The following is a 17,482-nucleotide window of genomic DNA, read 5'->3' on the forward strand; positions in this document are numbered from 1 at the left end:
CTCAATTGGCGGCTTGCCGCAGTTCATAGACCTGCAGGTGGCAATAGGCCGCCCGTAGCAAGGGCAGCTCGATGCCGAGCTGCCGGGCCCGGGTCAGCATGTCGCCAATGATGGCGTCGGCTTCCAGCCGCGCCATGCCGGCGGCGATGTCGCGCGCCATCGAGGCTTCCCAGGTGGAAGCGGGTGACAGCAGCAGCTTGTGCATCTGGTCCAGCGCTACCTGCGGCAGGGGATAGCCGCTGCCGCCGGCCACCGAGGTGGTCTCCGTGATGGCCTGGCGCACCAGTGACTCACCCTCGGCCGTCGCCAGGATCTGGCCGATGTTGCCGCGCATCAGGCAGGTCACGGCGGCGCCGGCCGCGATCATGGCCCACTTGTTCCACAGCGCCTGATCGATGTTGTCGGAGAACTGTCGCAGGCCTGGCGTGCGTGCGATGGCAGCGTGGAACGCCCTGGCGATGTTCTCGCTGCTGCTGGCGCGGGCGCCTACGCTCAGGCTGTCGTTGCTGCCCTGGTGCTGGATATGGCCGTTCTTGTCCAGCGTGGTCGCGATATAGGACACCCCACCGAGGATGCGATCCCGACCGAACGTGGCGTCCAGGCTGTCGTAGGTGGACAGGCCATTGAGAATGGGCAGGATGACCGTGTTCTGCCCCGTCAGTGGCTTCAAGGTCTCGATGGCACCGTCCAGGTCGTAGCTTTTGCAGGCCAGCAGAATGAGGTCGAACTCCGCCGCGATGGCGGTACCGGAGACCAGCGTCTTGACCGGGCCGGCGAAGTTGCCCAGCGCGCTGTCGATGACCAGTCCCTCCTGTTGCAATTGCCGGGCACGCCGCTCACGCACCAGGAAGCTGACGTCCTGGCCCGCTTCAATCAGACGTGCACCGTAATATCCTCCCATGGCGCCAGCGCCGAGAACCAGTATCTTCATGTTCATTGATCCGTTAAATAAATTATTATCATAATATATAAATCGGAGAAAATATGCACCGCACCCTACTCGGGAGGCGGTAGCTGGTTCGATGGGCGTGCAGGAGACCCGTCCGGGGCCGTTAGGCGCAGGACATGGCGGGATTTCTAGGGCCGCTTTTCCTTCAGGTCCGAGAGCAATTCCTTCCGGGTGGCGTCGAGGATCTCGCCGGACAGAGCGGTCGCGCCGCTGGCCCGGGCCAGCAGCAGTGCGCCCACCATGGTGGAGAGCTGGGCGATGGCGCGTCGTCTGCGGGTCTTGGGTCCACTTTGTGGCTGAAGTGCGGTCAGGCTGTCGAGCAGGTCATCCAGGCCGGCGCGATAGGCGGCCCGCACCGGCTTGTCCTCGTCCACGCGTGCCACGTCGCTGGCCAGCATGGCGGCTGGGCAGGCCTTGCCGGGCGCGTCGCGGTTCTCCTCGCTGAGGTAGCGGCCGATGATGGCCTCGATGGCGTCCGTCGGTGATCGGCTCTGGGCGGCCTGGGCGTGCCATTTGTTGCGCGACAGATCGAAGGCGCGGGTGCAGGCGATGGCGGCGAGCTCGTCCTTGGATTTGAAGTGGCCGTAGAAACCGCCGTGCGTGAGGCCGGCGGCCTTCATCAGGTCGATCACGCTGACCCGGTCGATGCCCATTTCGCGAAACAGTTGCGCCGAGACGTGTTCGATGCGGTCGCGATTCAGTTCTGCTTGCTCAAGGGTAACGCGGGGCATGGTGGTTCCTGGGGATGGAGAAAAGGCTTCATCATAAGCGATCAAGCCTGCCACCGGTACCTGGTCCCGGCCTGGCCTGAGCGGTCCCCGGTCGTGGCCGGTGGGCATGCATGATGCTTGTCATTTATCCTTGTTCATCCACGGTATCGAATTCCTCGTCTGCGTCCATGAATAAATCGCCACCTGCTTCCGAACGATCCAATCTGGTGCGCCTCTGGCGCGAGGCGGACTTCGGCGGTGCCGAACTGCTTGCCGCCAGCTATCACAACCACCATTTTCCACCGCATGCGCATGATGAATATGCTTTCGGCATCATCGAACGAGGTGCTCAGGCCTTCCAGCACGACCGTGGCAAGCGGCTGACCATGCCGCAAGGATCGATCGGCGTCATCAATCCGGGCGACGTACACGAAGGACGCCCCGCCGACGGTCAGGGATGGGATTACCGGATGGTCTATCTGTCGCCCGACTTCGTCTGCCGTCTCTTCGAGCGGGAAGCCGGCCATCCGGCTGGCTTGCCCTGGTTTGCCCGGAACGTGATCTTCGATGACCAGACCATTGTCATGTTGCGGGCGGCGCACTGCAGTTCGGCGTCGCCCCATGCGAGCCGACTGGAGGTGAGCTCGCTCTTGACTGCGGCGGTGATCCAGCTGTTCGCCCGGCATGCGCAGTTCCGTCAGCGCAGGCTGGAGCAGGCGGCTGCGCCGCGGGCAGTCCGTCATGCGCGGGAATTCATCGATGCCCATCTGGTCGCCAGTCCTTCGCTGGAGGAGTTGGCGTCGGTGGCCGGGGTCAGCCCCTACCACCTGCTGCGCCAGTTCAAGGCCATTCACGGCATGGCGCCCCATCGCTACCTGATCCAGCGGCGGGTTGCCATGGCCAAGACGATGCTGCTGGCCGGCCGCCAGCCCAGGCGGGTCGCCATCGAGCTGGGCTATTGCGATCAGGCGCATCTCAGTCGTGAGTTCAAGACCTTCTACGGTGTAGCGCCGAGCCGGATCGGTCGCTAGAAAATAGCAAGATTATCCAAATCCCGAGACCGCGCCGCGCGCATATTGCTTGCTCCATCATTGAAGCGAGGTGTGCCGTGATTGATCTTCGAAGTGATACCTGCAGTCGGCCTACCGAGGCCATGCGCGACGCCATCCGGGATGCAGTGGTCGGTGACGACGTTTATGGCGACGACCCGACCGTCAAAGAACTGGAGCGCGAGGTTGCCGCGCTGCTCGGCAAGGAGGATGCAGTGTTCATGGTGACCGGCACCATGACCAACCAGGTCGCCATCCGCGCCCATACCGAACCGGGCGATGCGGTACTGTTCGATCAGAACGCCCATGTGTACATCCTGGAAGGCGGGGCGCCGGCGGCTTTCGCGGGCGTGCTGCCGCGCTTGCTACCGGGCGCGCGCGGTGTGTTCTCGGCTGCCGATGTGAGTGGCGCCCTGGGCCTGTCGCACCGCTTCTTCCCCAGCACGATTCCGGCACCGGTGAAACTCCTGTGCCTGGAAAATACCCACAACCTGGGAGGCGGAAAGGTCTGGCCCATCGAGCAGATGGCCGCGGTGTGCGAACTGGCGCGGCAGCGCGGCATCGCCCTGCATCTTGACGGTGCCAGATTGTGGCATGCCACGGCCGCCTCCGGCATCACGGAGCGCGAATATGCGCGGCACGTTGATTCCGTCAGTGTCTGCTTTTCCAAGGGGCTGGGAGCGCCAGTCGGTTCCGCACTGGCGGGCTCGCGGGAATTCATCGCGCGAGCCCGTCGCTTCAAGCAGCAGATCGGTGGCGGTTTCCGTCAGGCGGGCATCATTGCTGCCGGCGCCCTGTATGCGCTGCGTCACCATCGCGAGCGACTCGGCGACGATCACCTCCACGCAAGAATTCTCGCAAGAGGCATCGCCGGGATACCCGGCATCGCCATCGATGTGGCCACGGTCGAAACCAATATCGTCCGCTTCGAAGTCACTTCGACCACGGCCGGCGATTTCGTCGACAGGCTGCACGTCCGTGGGCTGCATGTTCTGCCATCCGGGGAGCGGGGCGTGCGTGCCATTCCCTATTTGAACATCTCGCCGTCGCAGATCGATGAGGCCGTCGGCATCATCGCGGCAGTTGCCAGGGAGGTGCAGGCGCTCAACTGAGTTCGCCACCGGCAGGGCCGGATCGAGACGGGGCCATGCTGCGAAGCGGCATCAATCCCACGCCGGAGCAAAGTCCGGATTGGCCAGGCGCTCGCCGCGATCCAGTGCTGCGATGGCACTCATCTCGGCGTCTGACAAGCTGATCTTGCCCGCGGCCAGGTTGCTGGCCAGGTTCTCGCGCCGGGTGGACGAGGGGATCACTGCAAAGCCCTGTTGCAGCGACCAGGCCAGCGCCACCTGCGCGGCCGATACGCCGTGCCTGGCGGCGATCTCCAGCAGCGTCGCATCCTGCATCACCCGGCCGTACGCCAGGGGCATGTAGGCGGTCAGGTGGATGCCCTGGGTGCGGGCGTACTCGATCAGCTTGCGGTTCTGCAGGAAGGGATGGATCTCGACCTGGTTGGTGGCGATCTGGTCGGCACCGACGGCGGCAATGGCTTGCTCCATGTGGGCGATGGTGAAGTTGGAGATGCCGATCAGGCGCGTCAGGCCTTGTGCCTTGGCCTCGGCCAGCGTCTGCAGGTAGTCGGCCACCGGCAGCGCGTCCTGCGGCGAGGGCCAGTGGATCAGCGTCAGGTCGACCTGTTCCAGGCGCAGCTTCTGCAGGCTTTCCTTGAGGCTGGGGATGAGCTTGTCGCGCGACAGGTTTTCGGTCCAGATCTTGGTGGTGACGAACAGCGCATCACGGGCCACGCCGCTCTCGGCCAGCGCCTGGCCGACTTCGGCTTCGTTGCCGTAGATCTGCGCGGTATCGATATGGCGATAGCCCAGCTCCAGGCCGGTGCGTACCGAGTCGATGACCTGCTGGTCCTTGAGGCGGAAGGTGCCCAGGCCCAGGGCGGGGAGGGTGGGGGTATTCATAGGATTTTCCTTTGCAGTGGTGCGCCTGGCCGGGTGGGCTAGGCGCGTGAAATGGTGGTGAGCCAGTATCGGCCAATTCATTCCTTGCAAAAACCGCCGCTGCTACAAAACATTATTGATTCAAGATCAATAATCGGAGGGCATGAGCGGCGTCAACCTTGCTGTTTTTGTAACGCTACCAGCGATGCTAGAATGCGGCCATGCCCCAACACAGCCCGCTCCCTGAAAATACCCCCGACGACACCTCCGCAGATGCGCGTGGCGGCCGCGACGACGATGGTCCCGAACCGCGTCGTCGCGGCCCGCGCAAGAGCGCCGGTGGCATCACGCTGCGCGACGTGGCGCAGCTGGCCGGGGTGGCGCCGATCACGGCCTCGCGGGCCTTGAACACACCCTCGGCGGTCTCACCCAAGGTCTTGCAGACAGTGCGCGAGGCGGTGGAAAAGACCGGCTACGTCCCCAACCTGCTGGCCGGCGGGCTGGCCTCCAACAAGAGCCGGCTGGTGGCGGTGGTGGTGCCCACCGTGATCGGGCCGGTGTTCCAGGAAATCGTCCATACCCTGACCGAAACCCTGGCCGCCGCCGGCTACCAGGTCATGCTGGGCCAGAGCGGCTACGAGAATTCGCGCGAGGATGCGCTGCTGGAAGCCATCATCGGCCGCCGTCCCGATGGCGTGGTGCTGACCGGCATCATGCGCTCGGCCGAGGCCAGGAAGCGCTTGCTGGCCAGTGGCATCCCGGTGGTGGAGACCTGGGACCTGACGCCCACGCCGATCGACATGCTGGTCGGTTTTTCGCACGAGGCCATCGGCCGCGAAGTGGCGCGCTACCTGCACCAGCGCGGTCGCAAGAAGGTCGCGGTGGTGGGCGGGCGCGACGAGCGCAGCCAGCGCCGCATGCAGTCCTTCGCGCAGGAAGCGGTGGCGCTGGGCATGAACGACGGGCAGGGGGCAGCAGCCCTGCCGATGTACCACGTCATCGCCCCGACCACCCTGGGGCAGGGACGGCGGGGTCTGGCCGATCTGTTGCAGCAACAGCCCGACACCGATGCCATCTTCTGCAGTTCCGACCTGCTGGCGCTGGGCGTGATGATCGAGGCCCAGAGCCGTGGCATCGCCATTTCCGGGCAACTGGCGGTGGTCGGCTTCGGCGACCTGGAATTCTCGCGTGACCTGCAACCCCGCCTGACCACCGTGCGCATCGACGGCACCGGCATCGGCCAGCGCGCGGCGCGCTTCATCATCGACCGGGCGGCGGGCATCGAGGTGGTCGAGCGCATTGTCGATGTCGGCTTTTCCATCATCCAGCGCGAAAGCGCCTGACGCGGCGATTCCGCACTTCCTGCTCCTCCTGCCCCTCCTGTCTTTCCCACCTTTACTGCCCCATCCGTTTCGATGCTGCCAGGCAAGTTGATCTGGCACTTCACATCCCCCTGTTGACAGGCTGATTTGGTACCGCTACCATGCATTCATCTTGATTTGGTACCGCTACCAAATTATCGCCGGATCCGCTGCCAGGTCATTCCCGGCGGGTGCCGGGTTTTCTTCATTGAAAGAGAAAGTGCTGCCATGACTGCCCTTGCCACTCCTGCCTCCTCGACGTCTGCCACCTCGTCTTCCGCTGCCCTGGCCAAGGGGGCGCCCCGCGTCACCGACATGCGCGTCATTCCGGTGGCCGGCCATGACAGCATGCTGCTGAACCTGTCCGGCGCCCACGGTCCGTATTTCACGCGCAACCTGGTGATCCTCACCGACAGCGCCGGCCATACCGGGGTGGGCGAGGTCCCGGGCGGGGAGGGCATCCGCCAGACCCTGGAAGATGCGCGCTCGCTGGTGGTGGGGCAGTCCATCGGCAATGTCCAGGGCATCCTGAACCGGGCACGCACGGCCTTCGCCGACCGCGATGTCGGCGGTCGTGGCCTGCAGACCTTCGACCTGCGCATCGCCGTCCACGCCGTCACCGCGCTGGAAGCGGCCCTGCTGGACCTGCTGGGCAAGTTCCTGGAGGTACCGGTGGCAGCGCTGCTGGGCGAGGGGCAGCAGCGTGATGAGGTGGAAATGCTGGGTTACCTGTTCTACGTAGGCGACCGCAAGCAGACCGACCTGCCATATCACGCCGAAACGGAGCAGGCTGATGACTGGCTGCGCCTGCGCCATGAAGCCGCGCTCACGCCCGAGGCGGTGGTCCGCCTGGCCGAAGCGGCCTATGCGCGGTATGGCTTCAACGACTTCAAGCTCAAGGGCGGTGTCATGCGTGGCGAGGAAGAGATCGCCGCCGTCACGGCGCTGGCCGAACGCTTCCCCAAGGCCCGCATCACCCTCGATCCCAACGGCGGCTGGCTGCTCAAGGATGCCATCCGCCTGTGCCGCGACCAGCATGACGTGCTGGCCTATGCGGAAGATCCGTGCGGCGCCGAGGACGGCTATTCCGGACGCGAGGTGATGGCCGAGTTCCGCCGCGCCACCGGCTTGCAGACCGCCACCAACATGGTGGCCACCGACTGGCGCCAGATGGGCCATGCCATTTCGCTGCAGTCGGTGGATATCCCGCTGGCCGATCCGCATTTCTGGACCATGCAGGGTTCGGTGCGGGTGGCGCAGATGTGCCATGACTGGGGCCTGACCTGGGGTTCACATTCCAACAACCACTTCGACGTTTCGTTGGCGATGTTCACCCATGTGGCCGCAGCCGCGCCGGGCAAGATCACCGCCATCGATACCCACTGGATCTGGCAGGACGGCCAGCGCCTGACCCGCGAACCGCTGCAGATCGTGGGCGGCAAGGTGCAAGTGCCGGCCAAGCCCGGCCTGGGCGTGGAACTGGACATGGAGCAGGTGGAAGCGGCCCACCAGACCTATCGCAACATGGGACTGGGTGCGCGGGACGATGCGGTGGCCATGCAGTACCTGATCCCGGGCTGGAAATTCGATCCCAAGAAACCCTGCCTGGTGCGTTGAGCACAGGGCTGCACATCTGCTAGCGGGGCCGTGACAAGAGCGCGATGAACGCGCCGCCGGTCCGAATTTTCGTTCAGCTTTTCTTTCATCCATCGGTAGTACGGGCTCAACAGAGGAGACAACCCGTGAATCCTTCCCCATCCGCATCATCCGGCGCAGCAACCCTGGCCCTCACCAGCGCGGTGAGCAAGATCAAGTGGCGCATCCTGCCGCTGTTCGTGGCCATGTTCATCATCAACTACATCGACCGCGTCAACATCGGTTTCGTGCGCAGTCACCTCTCTACCGACCTGGGCATCGGCGCGGCGGCCTTCGGCCTGGGCGCCGGGCTGTTCTTCGTCGGTTATGCGATCTTCGAGGTGCCGTCCAACATGCTGCTGCAACGTTACGGCGCGCGCGCCTGGCTGACCCGCATCATGTTCACCTGGGGCCTGGTGGCGGCATGCATGGCCTTCGTGCAGAGCGAGACCAGCTTCTATTTCATGCGTTTCCTGCTGGGCGTGACCGAGGCGGGCTTCTTCCCCGGCGTGGTGTATTACTTCACGCAGTGGTTGCCCAACCATGAACGTGGGCGCGCCATGGCGGTCTTCCTGTCGGGCTCGGCGATTGCTTCCATCCTCTCCGGTCCGATTACCGGCGCGCTGTTGCTCATCGAGGGCGGTGGCCTGCATGGCTGGCAATGGATGTTCCTGATCGAAGGCGGCGTCTCGATGCTGTTCTGCGTGGTGGTCTGGAATGTGCTGGACTCCACCCCGGCCGATGCCAAGTGGCTTTCGCCGGAACAGCGCCAAGCACTGACCGCGGTGATCGCCGCCGAACAGGAGCTGCGCGCTGCCAACCGGCCGGCGCACGTTTCCGCGCTGACCTTGTTGCGCGACCCGCAGATCGTCTTGTTCTGTCTGATCTACTTCGCCATCCAGCTGACCATCTACGGCGCGACCTTCTGGCTGCCGACCATCATCAAGAAGATGGGTCATTTCAATGACTTCCAGGTCGGCCTGTTCAATACCATTCCGTGGATCATCGCCATTGCCGCCATGTACATGTTCGCGGTGCTGGCGGCGCGCTTCAAGCGGCAGCAGTTCTGGGTCGCTGCCGCGCTGGTGATCTCGGCGACGGGCATGGCGGTGTCGGCCTCGTCCGGGCCGGTGATCGGGTTTGTCGCGGTGTGCTTCGCCGGCATCGGCTTCAAGGCGGCTTCTTCGCTGTTCTGGCCGATCCCGCAGGCCTACCTGGATGCACGCATTGCGGCAGCGGTGCTGGCACTGGTCAATTCGCTGGGCAACCTGGGCGGCTTCTTCGCGCCGGCCACCTTCGGCTACCTGGAGCAGAAGACCGGTTCCATCCAGGGCGGGCTGTATGCCCTGTCCGGTGCCTCGCTGCTGGCGGCGGTGCTGGTGTTCCTGGCGCGCACCCGGCCGGCAGCACAGGATGGTGGTGGCACCGCCAGCGGCAAGAGCGAGGCCGTCATCAAGCACGCTGCCTGAGGCAGTCCGGCAGTATCGATTTCTCCGAGGTCTTCCTCGTTTGCCCCGTGTCTCTGGCGATAGCCAGAGGCCGGGGCATCTTTGTCTATGCAGCTCAGAATCGGTCCAGGAAACCGTGATGCTTTTCTACCCGAAAGTGGGCTTGCGCATCGATATAGACATCCACCCGGCTGAAGGGCGGAGTGATTTCTACGCCCTGTGTGTAGGTAAAAGGCGTGCTGACAATGACCCAAAAATCTGCAGCGGGGAACATTGGCGTGGAGAAGCGGACACTTTGGCCTGGGTTGAGGTTATCGCGGATGATGTCGTGTTCTTCATTGTAAAAATAAGAAACGGGCTGCTTGGCATCCGCGGCATAGTGAATCGTGATCGATGGTCGTGCTAAATACCATACAGAAAAAGTGATTACACAGGCCCCGAGGCCCAGTTTCGTTGCACGAAGAATCATGGGTATTCCTGGTGTTCTTGGCTTGGCCCGAGCCCACCGTCGTCTGTGCGGGATGGCGGCAGCTCTGCTGCCGGCCCGGGATATCTTTCTGCGTGCGGTTCAGAATCGAGCCAGGAAGTCGTGATGTTTTTCTACCCGAAAGTGGGCTTGTGCATCGATATAGACATCCACCCGGCTGAAAGGTGGGGTGATTTCTACGCCGTCTGTGTTAACGAAAGGTGTGCTGATAATGACCAGGGAGTCGGCGTCGGGAAACATGGATGTGGCGAACAGAACGCTCTGGCCTGGGTTGAGATGGTTACGGATGATGGCGTGTTCTTCATCGTAAAAATAGGAAACGGGTTTGTCGGCATCAGCGGCATAGTGAATAGCGATTGTCGGTCGCGCTAAATACCATGCAATAAAGATGATCACGCAGCCCCAAAGGACGATTTTGATGGTGCGAAGAATCATGGTCGATCAATCGCGTTGTTCAGCTATGGCATTGGTGAAGACGCTTGGCATGGTTATCTCCTCCGGATCCCCACGGTAACTCAACGAAAGTGATTTCGCTCAAGAGAAGATCGGCCGACAGTGCATTCGGTTTGATCGAAGTATAAAGATCGATACCTAGCTGTATTGAAATGTGATCTTGTACATCGTCCGCGCTATTGGGCCATGCGCCATTCTCCGGATGATGCTGCATTGTTGGCCATTGCCGTTTTTTGTGCAGGTCGTACTTAGCATCGCTGAGGGCTTGGGCAAGTCCAGCACCGCCGAGCAATTCGTTACTACTGAAGCCGACTGCGGTTCCCACGTACCCGTAATGGATGTTTGACCAAATATCGTAAAAATAATCGTACTGTGCGTATCTTTGCCAGCCCTTACGAAATATCCCTCTTTGTATCAGCATGGCTTTGATTATCGGTTTGTGATCCCACGGCTGTCCGGGTGCGACCTGCATGGTCCAGATTTGGTACGCCGCCAGTTTGTGTCCGGTCGCGATGCTGTAGTAGTCCGGCATACCGCCCAACTTGGCGTGCCATGGCTGCGCATTCCATTGTTCAACCTCTGCCGCAGGATCAAAGAGATTGGCTGATGTTATTTTTTTGCCCTCTGGCGTAAAGGGATTTTTCTTCATTTCGGTCACGATGTATTGCGCCACCGGAATCGCATCGTTGGAATCTCTACAGACACGCACGATTCTCGGCTCCCGCTCGCCCACCGGTTTAGTCTCGTGAATGGCCTCCAACTGCATGGACGTTCCGTTGCTTCCTTTTGCGTTCATCTGTGCTCCTAGACGTGGTTCTCACGCGACTTCCGAGCAGGAGCCAGAGGTCACGGCGAGTAGCAATATCGCGGGTGGGAGCATACGGGTTGTCAGATGAATGTTTCTTTAGACGCAAGATTTCGACAGGAATCCTCCACAAATTGCGATCAACAATCAGCCTGCTTCGCTGTGCGCCGAGCAAGCCGGACCCGGCAAAACTATAATGGCACCCTGCAATCCGTCATCACGGCGGGACAGTCGCCGCTTCTCACGCGGCAAGACATCAAGGCGGCCTGGCCATGGAAACCCTCTACCACCTCATCGAGCAATACGGTCTGATCCTCGTTTTCGTCAACGTGCTGGTGGAGCAATTGGGCGCGCCGGTGCCGGCCTATCCGACCCTGATCATCACCGGTGCCCTGTCGGCCACCGGGCGCTACTCGCCGCTGCTGTTGCTCGTCCTCGCGGTCTGTGCGGCACTGATGGCTGATTACGTCTGGTATCTCGCCGGTCGCCGCTACGGGCGCAAGATCATGTCGCGCCTGTGCCGCATATCGCTCTCGCCGGATTCCTGTGTGCGCCAGACCGAATCGATCTACCTGCGCTGGGGCGCGCGGTCCTTGCTGCTGGCCAAGTTCATCCCCGGCTTTGCCTCGATTGCCAGTGCACTCTCCGGCACCATGGGAACGCGCCGCGTCAGCTTCATCCTGTGGGACGCGGCGGGCAGCGCTTTATGGGCGGGGCTGGGGATTTTCCTGGGTTCGCTGTTCAGCTCGGCCGTGGATGACCTGCTGAACGTGCTGGCCCAGCTGGGGCATTACGGCATGCTGATGATCGCCGTGGCGCTGGCGGCGTTCGTGGCCAACAAGTGGTGGCAGCGCCGGCGCTTCCGCAAGTCGCTGGAGATGGCGCGCATCACCGTGGATGAACTCAATACCATGCTCGAGCAGGGCAATGCGCCCACCATCATCGATGTGCGCTCGCCGCTGTCGCAGCAGGATGGCCGCATCCCGGGGGCGGTGACCATCTCCAACCAGGAAATCCAGACCTTCGTCTTCGATGGTCCGGTGGAGGGGGAAGTGGTGGTCTATTGCGCCTGTCCCAACGAGGCCTCGGCGGCCGTGGTGGCGCGCCAGCTGATGCGACGCGGCTACACCCGGGTGCGTCCGCTGACCGGCGGCATCGATGCCTGGCGCGCAGCCGGTTACGCGATCGACGTCTGAATCGCCGTGCCCTGGCGGATGGTCTTGGTGACCGGGGTCTTTTCGCAGATTTCCGCCAAGCGGGTCAGTTGTTCCTGGCTCAGGGCATTGCCGAAGCTGATCTTGCGGGTGATGGTTTCCAGGCCGCTGTCGTCGCGGCCGAAGTGGGCGTCCACCGCGATGCTGCCCAGGTCCCAGCCCTTGCGGTCGGCGTACATGCGCAAGGTCAGCGAGGTGCAGGATGCCAGCGCGGCCAGCAGCAGTTCATAGGGCGCGGGACCGCTGTCCTTGCCGCCATTGCTTTCCGGTTCATCCGACTTGAGCTGGTGGATGCGCGCCTTGATGTCCTGGGCGTAGCCGGCGGCGTTGTGCAGGGTGACGTGGGCCATGGTTTCTCCGATCGGTAGTCTGTGTGGCTTAAGGGGGAGCGGCGATTGTGACACACACGCGGCGGCCGATCTTGTACTTTCCTGCTGCGGCCTTACACCAGCGTGCGCACCGAATTGGAGATCGAGCGTGCGCACTCCAATACCAGCGGCCCCAGCTTGCGTTCGGCATCCTCGGCCGTCCAGCGGCTGGTCGGCGCCACCACATGTACGGAAGCCACCGGCCGGCGCTCGCTGTTGAAGATGGGCGCGGCCACCGTCATGTCGCCCAGGAACAGTTCTTCCCGGTTGCTGGCAAAGCCGCGTTCGCGGGCCACTCTGACCGTTTCCATGATGTCTTCTACCCCGGTGCGCGTATGCGGCGTGTGCACGGCGCGCTCGCTGGAGAGCAGCAGCGTCTGCGCCTCGCTCTCGTCCAGCCCGCTCAGGTAGGCCCGCCCGGAGGCGGTGCAATACATGGGGATGCGGCTGCCGATGGGCATGTGGATGGGGATGAACTTGCTGGCCACGAAGCGGGCCACATAGACCATCTCGCGCTCGTAGGGCTCGGTGAGGTTGACGGTCTCGCCGGTCATGTTGGCCAGTTCCGACAGGAAGGGATTGGCCACGTCCACCAGGATGTCGGCCGCCAGGTAGTTGTAGCCCACCTCTAACACCTTGGGCGTGAGCTGGTAGCGGCGGGTCCTGGGATGCTTGCAGATGTAGCCCAGCGTTTCCAGCGTATGCACCATGCGTTGTGCCGAACTCTTGGAGATGGACGTGGCGCTGGCCACGTCGCCCAGGGTCATGGTGCGGCGCTGCGCATTGAAGGCGCGCAGCACGGCCAGGCCTTTTTCCAGTGATTGATTGAACAGCAGGTCGGTGGGGTTTGCTTCGGTCTCGCTCATGCCTACTCCTCGCAGATAGGAATGGGAGAATTCTACGGGAATTCGCTTCTTATGTATCGAATATCGATACATAAATATCTATTGACGATTCGAGTAAACCAAATATACTTAATCCAAGGCCGTATATTGATATTCATGCATCTTTGTTTGTCGTCTGCCGTTCTTCCCGCCTCAGCCCTTCCAGCCGCTTCAGTGGTTTAAGTCGCATCGCGCCATACCGGGTAGTCCGATGCAGGCCGGGCCGGGGAGGAAGACCGGAAACCGCGTCCCCGCCCGGGGGCGCTGCAGTCCACACCGCCGTCGGCACCTGCCGGCGTGCGGACTTCCAGCCGTTCGTTCCGATCCGTCGTGATCTTGTGCCAAAGGGGGAGTCGTATGAAGTCGTTCAATCTGCCGTCCAGTCGCCTGTTGCATCGTCTGCTGTCGCCACTGCTGGGGGCTGCGGCCCTGATGTCGGTGCTGGCTGCCGCGCCCGCCATGGCCCAGTCCAGCTACAACGTGGGCGCCACCTCCACCGGGGTGCCTTTCACCTTCCTCGATATCAAGACCAACAAGCTGCAGGGCATGATGGTCGATACCGTCACGGCGGTGGGCAGCAAGGCCGGCTTTTCGGTGAACATCCAGCAGACGCCGTTCTCCGCGCTGATCCCCTCGCTGACCGGCAACAAGATCGACATCATCGCCGCGGCCATGTTGAAGACCGAGGCCCGCGCCCAGATCGTGGACTTCAGCGATCCGGTCTATTCCTATGGCGAGGGTCTGTTCGTCAACGCCCAGGACCAGAAGGTCTACAAGACGCTGGACGACCTCAAGGGTGAGATCGTCGGCGCCCAGGTGGGGACGGTGTTCGTCGATGCCCTGAACAAGAAGGGCGGCTTCAAGGAAGTGAAGACCTACGACTCGGTGGCCGACATGATGCGCGACGTCGGCCTGGGTCGCATCAAGGCCGGTTTCGGTGATCGCCCGATCGTGGCCTACCAGCTCTCGCAGGGCGCCAATCCGCAGGTGCGACTGGTCAAGGAATACCAGTCCACCCTGATGGGGGATGTCTGCCTGGTGATCCGCAAGGGAGACCCCAAGCTCATGGAGCGCCTGAACAAGGCGATTGCCGAACTCAAGGCTGATGGCACGCTCGCGCGCATCGTCGATCAGTGGAAGCTGAACTGAGTGAACCGGGCTGACGTCGGCGCGACGTCGCTGTAACCGCAGGTCGCCGCTCCACCGGTGGCCGCGCAAGTTCCCGTCGCCGCTGGGTGGCGGGGCGGTTCTCCTGCGCTGCTTTCCACGCTCATTTCCACCTATCTTCCACGCCCATGCTTTCCCAAACCGTGCTGGACTTCCTGCCCATCCTCCTCAAGGGAGCGCTGGTCACCATCGAAGTCACGATCTATTCCTTCCTGCTCAGTTCGCTGCTGGGGCTGGTGCTGGCGCTGATGAAGGTATCGCGCCTGAAACCGGTCTCGCTGCTGGGCGCCACCATCGTCAACATCATCCGCGGGCTGCCCATCATCGTGCAGCTGTTCTACATCTATTTCGTGCTGCCCGAGATCGGCATCCAGCTCTCCGCCTTCCAGGCCGGGGTGATCGGGCTGGGCATCGCCTATTCAGCCTACCAGGCCGAGAACTTCCGCGCCGGCATCGAGGCAGTGGACGTGGGCCAGATCGAGGCGGCGCAATCGATCGGCATGCGCGGGCCGCTGATCATGCGCCGCGTGATCCTGCCGCAGGCCTTTCGCATCGCGCTGCCGCCCTATGGCAATACGCTGGTGATGATGTTGAAGGATTCGTCGCTGGTCTCGACCATCACCGTGCTGGAAATGACCCGGGCCGGCCAGATGATCGCCTCCAGCACCTTCCAGAACATGACGGTCTATACCATGGTGGCGGTGCTGTACCTGCTGTTGTCGCTGCCGCTGGTGTTCCTGATCCGTCGCCTGGAAATCCGTGGCAGCAAGGGGAGGGCGCGATGATCGAGGTCAAACGTATTTCGAAGTGCTTCGGCCAGCACGAGGTGCTCAAGGATGTCTCGCTGTCGGTGGCCGAGGGTGAGGTGGTCTGCCTGATCGGGCCCTCGGGCTCGGGCAAGTCCACCGTCCTGCGCTGCATCAACGGACTGGAATCCTACGAGCGCGGCGACATCCTGATCGACGGCCAGCGCGTGGATCGCAACGGCGCCGACATCCATCGCCTGCGCACGCGGGTGGGCATGGTGTTCCAGCGCTTCAACCTGTTCCCGCATCGCACGGTGCTGGAGAACGTCACCGAGGGGCCGATCTTCGTCAACCGGGTGCCGCGTGAACAGGCGCGGGCGCAGGCCATCGCCCTGCTGGACAAGGTCGGCCTGGCGCAGCGCTGCGATGCCTATCCGGCGCAATTGTCGGGCGGCCAGCAGCAGCGTGTGGCCATTGCCCGCTCGCTGGCGATGCAGCCGGAAGCCATCCTCTTCGATGAGCCGACCTCGGCGCTGGACCCGGAACTGGTGGGCGAGGTGCTGGCGGTGATGCGCACCCTGGCCGCGGACGGCATGACCATGATCGTGGTGACGCACGAGATGGGATTCGCCCGCGAAGTGGCCGACCGCGTCTGCTTCCTGCACAGCGGCAGCATCGTCGAATCCGGCCCGGCAGCACAGGTGCTGAGCGAACCACAACATGCACGTACCCAGGATTTCCTGCGGCGCGTGATCGGCAAGTGAGGCGCGCATGACGAGCTTGCTGCAGGATTTTCCGCCCTCCCTGTGGGCTGCCACGGCGGCCGCCGACACCGCCCCGGAGGTGCCACCGCTGGCCGCCAGCGCGCGCTATGACGTGGTCATCGTCGGTGCCGGTTATACCGGGCTCTCGACCGCACTGCACCTGGCCGAGGCCGGGGTATCGGTGTGCGTGCTGGATACCCATGCCCCGGGCTGGGGCGCTTCCGGGCGCAATGGCGGGCAGGTGATTCCGGGGCTCAAGTATGACCCGGACCAGTTGCGGGTGATGTTCGGCAGCGCCGTGGCCGATCCGCTGATCGCGGCCATCGGTTCGGCCGCCGATACCGTCTTCGACCTCATCGAACGCCACGGCATCGCCTGTGATGCGCTGCGACGCGGCTGGATCCAGCCCACCCATTCGTCCAAGGTGATGCATGCGCTGGAAGCCCGCGCCCGCCAGTGGATGGCCGAAGGCGCGCCGGCGCGGCTGATGGATGCGGCCGAGGTGGCGCGCCATATCGGCACCGATGCCTACGTCGGCGGCTGGAAGGACGAGCGTGCCGGCAGCCTGCATCCGCTGAAGTATTGCCAGGGGCTGGCGCGTGCGGCGCAGCGGCTGGGCGTGGTGATCCACGGTGGCACGCCGGTGGTACGGCTGGAGCGACGCCAGCCGGGCTGGCGCCTGCATACCGCCCAGGGGCCGCATGTGGATGCCGAGCGCGTGGTCATCGCCACCAATGGCTATACCGACGGGCTGTGGCCGCATCTGCGGCAGTCGGTGATCGCTGCCAACAGCTTCATCGTGGCGACGCAACCCCTGCCGCCGGAGCAGGGTGCCAGCATCCTGCCGGGTGGCGAGGTCACCTCCGATTCGCGGCGGCTGCTGCTGTATTACCGGCGCGATGCCCAGGGACGCCTGCTCATGGGCGGTCGGGGTCCCTTCGGCGAGCCGCGCGGGGCGGGCGATTTCGCGCACCTGGAACGGTCGGTGGAACTGCTGTTCCCGCAGTTGGCGGGGATCGGCTATGAATACCGCTGGTCGGGACGGGTCGCCATCACGCGCGATTTCCTGCCGCACGTGCATGAGCCGGCGGCCGGGCTGTCCATCGCGGTGGGCTACAACGGGCGCGGCATTGCCATGGCCAGTACCATGGGACGCTGCCTGGCGCAGCGCATCACGGGGCAGGCGGGGGCGGTGTTTCCGTTCCCGGTCAGTACCATCCAGCCGATTCCGCTGCACGGCCTGCAGCGCTTCTACATCGCCGCCGGCGTGGCCTGGTACAGCGTGCTGGATCGCTTTTCCTGACGCAGTATGCCGGGCAGGGACGAAAAAAAACCACGCTTGAACTGACCCCATAAAGTTGGGCGGTCAATAGCCGGTTAAGGCCTCAAGGACTGAGTTCTGTATTGCACAGGGCTCAGTCCTTTTAATTTGCTCTTGATGCGGTGGTGGTTGTAGTAGTGCATGTACTTGCGTAACTCGATCTGTAACT

The 17,482-nt window shown here is 63.2% G+C and carries 19 protein-coding genes; 10 read left to right on the top strand and 9 right to left on the bottom strand.

The window, feature by feature from the left end; genetic code table 11:
• Window position 1: 1 nt before the first annotated feature.
• Complete coding sequence (locus HBH1_RS13485) at window positions 2-931, bottom strand: ketopantoate reductase family protein (protein WP_102663165.1); 930 nt, start codon at window positions 929-931, stop codon at window positions 2-4.
• A 146-nt stretch (window positions 932-1,077) separates the two neighbouring features.
• Window positions 1,078-1,680 (bottom strand): TetR/AcrR family transcriptional regulator, encoded by a 603-nt coding sequence (locus HBH1_RS13490; protein ID WP_102663166.1) that lies wholly within the window; start codon window positions 1,678-1,680, stop codon window positions 1,078-1,080.
• A gap of 167 nt (window positions 1,681-1,847) precedes the next feature.
• Between HBH1_RS13490 and HBH1_RS13495 the strand changes: the two genes are divergently transcribed.
• Together HBH1_RS13495 and HBH1_RS13500 are read left to right on the top strand one after the other, a co-directional pair.
• Window positions 1,848-2,690, top strand: a complete 843-nt coding sequence (locus HBH1_RS13495) for an AraC family transcriptional regulator (protein ID WP_158243295.1) — start codon at window positions 1,848-1,850, stop codon at window positions 2,688-2,690.
• Window positions 2,691-2,767: 77 nt separating this feature from the next.
• Window positions 2,768-3,820 (top strand): threonine aldolase family protein, encoded by a 1,053-nt coding sequence (locus HBH1_RS13500; RefSeq protein WP_102663168.1) that lies wholly within the window; start codon window positions 2,768-2,770, stop codon window positions 3,818-3,820.
• A 51-nt stretch (window positions 3,821-3,871) separates the two neighbouring features.
• On the opposite strand, the gene dkgB is transcribed toward HBH1_RS13500, so the two are convergent.
• Window positions 3,872-4,681, bottom strand: a complete 810-nt coding sequence (dkgB, locus tag HBH1_RS13505; protein ID WP_102663169.1) for a 2,5-didehydrogluconate reductase DkgB — start codon at window positions 4,679-4,681, stop codon at window positions 3,872-3,874.
• A 200-nt stretch (window positions 4,682-4,881) separates the two neighbouring features.
• Here dkgB and HBH1_RS13510 point away from each other — a divergent pair, with 200 nt between their 5' ends.
• From HBH1_RS13510 to HBH1_RS13520, 3 genes are all read left to right on the top strand, one after another.
• Window positions 4,882-6,003, top strand: a complete 1,122-nt coding sequence (locus tag HBH1_RS13510) for a LacI family DNA-binding transcriptional regulator (protein WP_102663170.1) — start codon at window positions 4,882-4,884, stop codon at window positions 6,001-6,003.
• A 246-nt stretch (window positions 6,004-6,249) separates the two neighbouring features.
• Window positions 6,250-7,638, top strand: coding sequence for a glucarate dehydratase (gene gudD / locus HBH1_RS13515; protein WP_102663171.1), 1,389 nt, complete (start codon window positions 6,250-6,252; stop codon window positions 7,636-7,638).
• 125 nt (window positions 7,639-7,763) lie between these two features.
• Window positions 7,764-9,125 carry an MFS transporter gene (locus HBH1_RS13520; RefSeq protein WP_102663172.1) on the top strand — a complete coding sequence of 454 codons (1,362 nt, stop codon included), beginning with the start codon at window positions 7,764-7,766 and terminating at the stop codon, window positions 9,123-9,125.
• A gap of 94 nt (window positions 9,126-9,219) precedes the next feature.
• Here HBH1_RS13520 and HBH1_RS13525 read toward each other — a convergent pair whose 3' ends face one another.
• The 3 genes from HBH1_RS13525 to HBH1_RS13535 all read right to left on the bottom strand — a co-directional run bounded on the left by HBH1_RS13525 (window position 9,220) and on the right by HBH1_RS13535 (window position 10,840).
• Entirely contained in the window at window positions 9,220-9,573 is a 354-nt protein-coding gene (locus HBH1_RS13525; RefSeq protein WP_102663173.1) for a hypothetical protein, read from the bottom strand.
• Between the two features lie 99 nt (window positions 9,574-9,672).
• Window positions 9,673-10,026, bottom strand: a complete 354-nt coding sequence (locus HBH1_RS13530) for a hypothetical protein (RefSeq protein WP_102663174.1) — start codon at window positions 10,024-10,026, stop codon at window positions 9,673-9,675.
• A 19-nt stretch (window positions 10,027-10,045) separates the two neighbouring features.
• The gene (locus HBH1_RS13535; RefSeq protein ID WP_102663175.1) at window positions 10,046-10,840 is read right to left on the bottom strand and encodes a polymorphic toxin type 44 domain-containing protein; all 795 of its coding nucleotides are present in this window, start codon (window positions 10,838-10,840) and stop codon (window positions 10,046-10,048) included.
• Window positions 10,841-11,121: 281 nt separating this feature from the next.
• Between HBH1_RS13535 and HBH1_RS13540 the strand changes: the two genes are divergently transcribed.
• Window positions 11,122-12,045, top strand: coding sequence for a DedA family protein/thiosulfate sulfurtransferase GlpE (locus tag HBH1_RS13540; RefSeq protein WP_077236544.1), 924 nt, complete (start codon window positions 11,122-11,124; stop codon window positions 12,043-12,045).
• Here the strand turns inward: HBH1_RS13540 and HBH1_RS13545 are convergent.
• Both HBH1_RS13545 and HBH1_RS13550 read right to left on the bottom strand, forming a co-directional pair.
• On the bottom strand, window positions 12,027-12,413 hold the full coding sequence (locus HBH1_RS13545; RefSeq protein ID WP_102663176.1) for an OsmC family protein: 387 nt from the start codon (window positions 12,411-12,413) through the stop codon (window positions 12,027-12,029). The genes HBH1_RS13540 and HBH1_RS13545 overlap by 19 nt on opposite strands.
• Window positions 12,414-12,505: 92 nt before the next feature.
• Complete coding sequence (locus HBH1_RS13550) at window positions 12,506-13,297, bottom strand: IclR family transcriptional regulator (RefSeq protein ID WP_102663177.1); 792 nt, start codon at window positions 13,295-13,297, stop codon at window positions 12,506-12,508.
• A 375-nt stretch (window positions 13,298-13,672) separates the two neighbouring features.
• Between HBH1_RS13550 and HBH1_RS13555 the strand changes: the two genes are divergently transcribed.
• The 4 genes from HBH1_RS13555 to HBH1_RS13570 all read left to right on the top strand — a co-directional run bounded on the left by HBH1_RS13555 (window position 13,673) and on the right by HBH1_RS13570 (window position 17,295).
• Window positions 13,673-14,464: an ABC transporter substrate-binding protein gene (locus HBH1_RS13555; RefSeq protein WP_102663178.1), complete on the top strand. Its 792-nt coding sequence runs from the start codon at window positions 13,673-13,675 to the stop codon at window positions 14,462-14,464.
• A gap of 146 nt (window positions 14,465-14,610) precedes the next feature.
• Window positions 14,611-15,267: an amino acid ABC transporter permease gene (locus HBH1_RS13560; RefSeq protein ID WP_006463752.1), complete on the top strand. Its 657-nt coding sequence runs from the start codon at window positions 14,611-14,613 to the stop codon at window positions 15,265-15,267.
• Window positions 15,264-15,992, top strand: coding sequence for an amino acid ABC transporter ATP-binding protein (locus HBH1_RS13565; protein WP_006463751.1), 729 nt, complete (start codon window positions 15,264-15,266; stop codon window positions 15,990-15,992). Before HBH1_RS13560 ends, HBH1_RS13565 begins: the two co-directional genes overlap by 4 nt.
• 7 nt (window positions 15,993-15,999) lie before the next feature.
• The gene (locus HBH1_RS13570) at window positions 16,000-17,295 is read left to right on the top strand and encodes an NAD(P)/FAD-dependent oxidoreductase (protein WP_102663179.1); all 1,296 of its coding nucleotides are present in this window, start codon (window positions 16,000-16,002) and stop codon (window positions 17,293-17,295) included.
• A 74-nt stretch (window positions 17,296-17,369) separates the two neighbouring features.
• Here the strand turns inward: HBH1_RS13570 and HBH1_RS13575 are convergent.
• Window positions 17,370-17,482, bottom strand: a 113-nt coding sequence (locus tag HBH1_RS13575) for an IS3 family transposase (protein ID WP_146012855.1), incomplete at its 5' end; no start/stop codon positions are given.

This window comes from Herbaspirillum sp. BH-1 (assembly GCF_002870055.1).
GTDB classification, from domain to species: domain Bacteria; phylum Pseudomonadota; class Gammaproteobacteria; order Burkholderiales; family Burkholderiaceae_D; genus Herbaspirillum; species Herbaspirillum frisingense.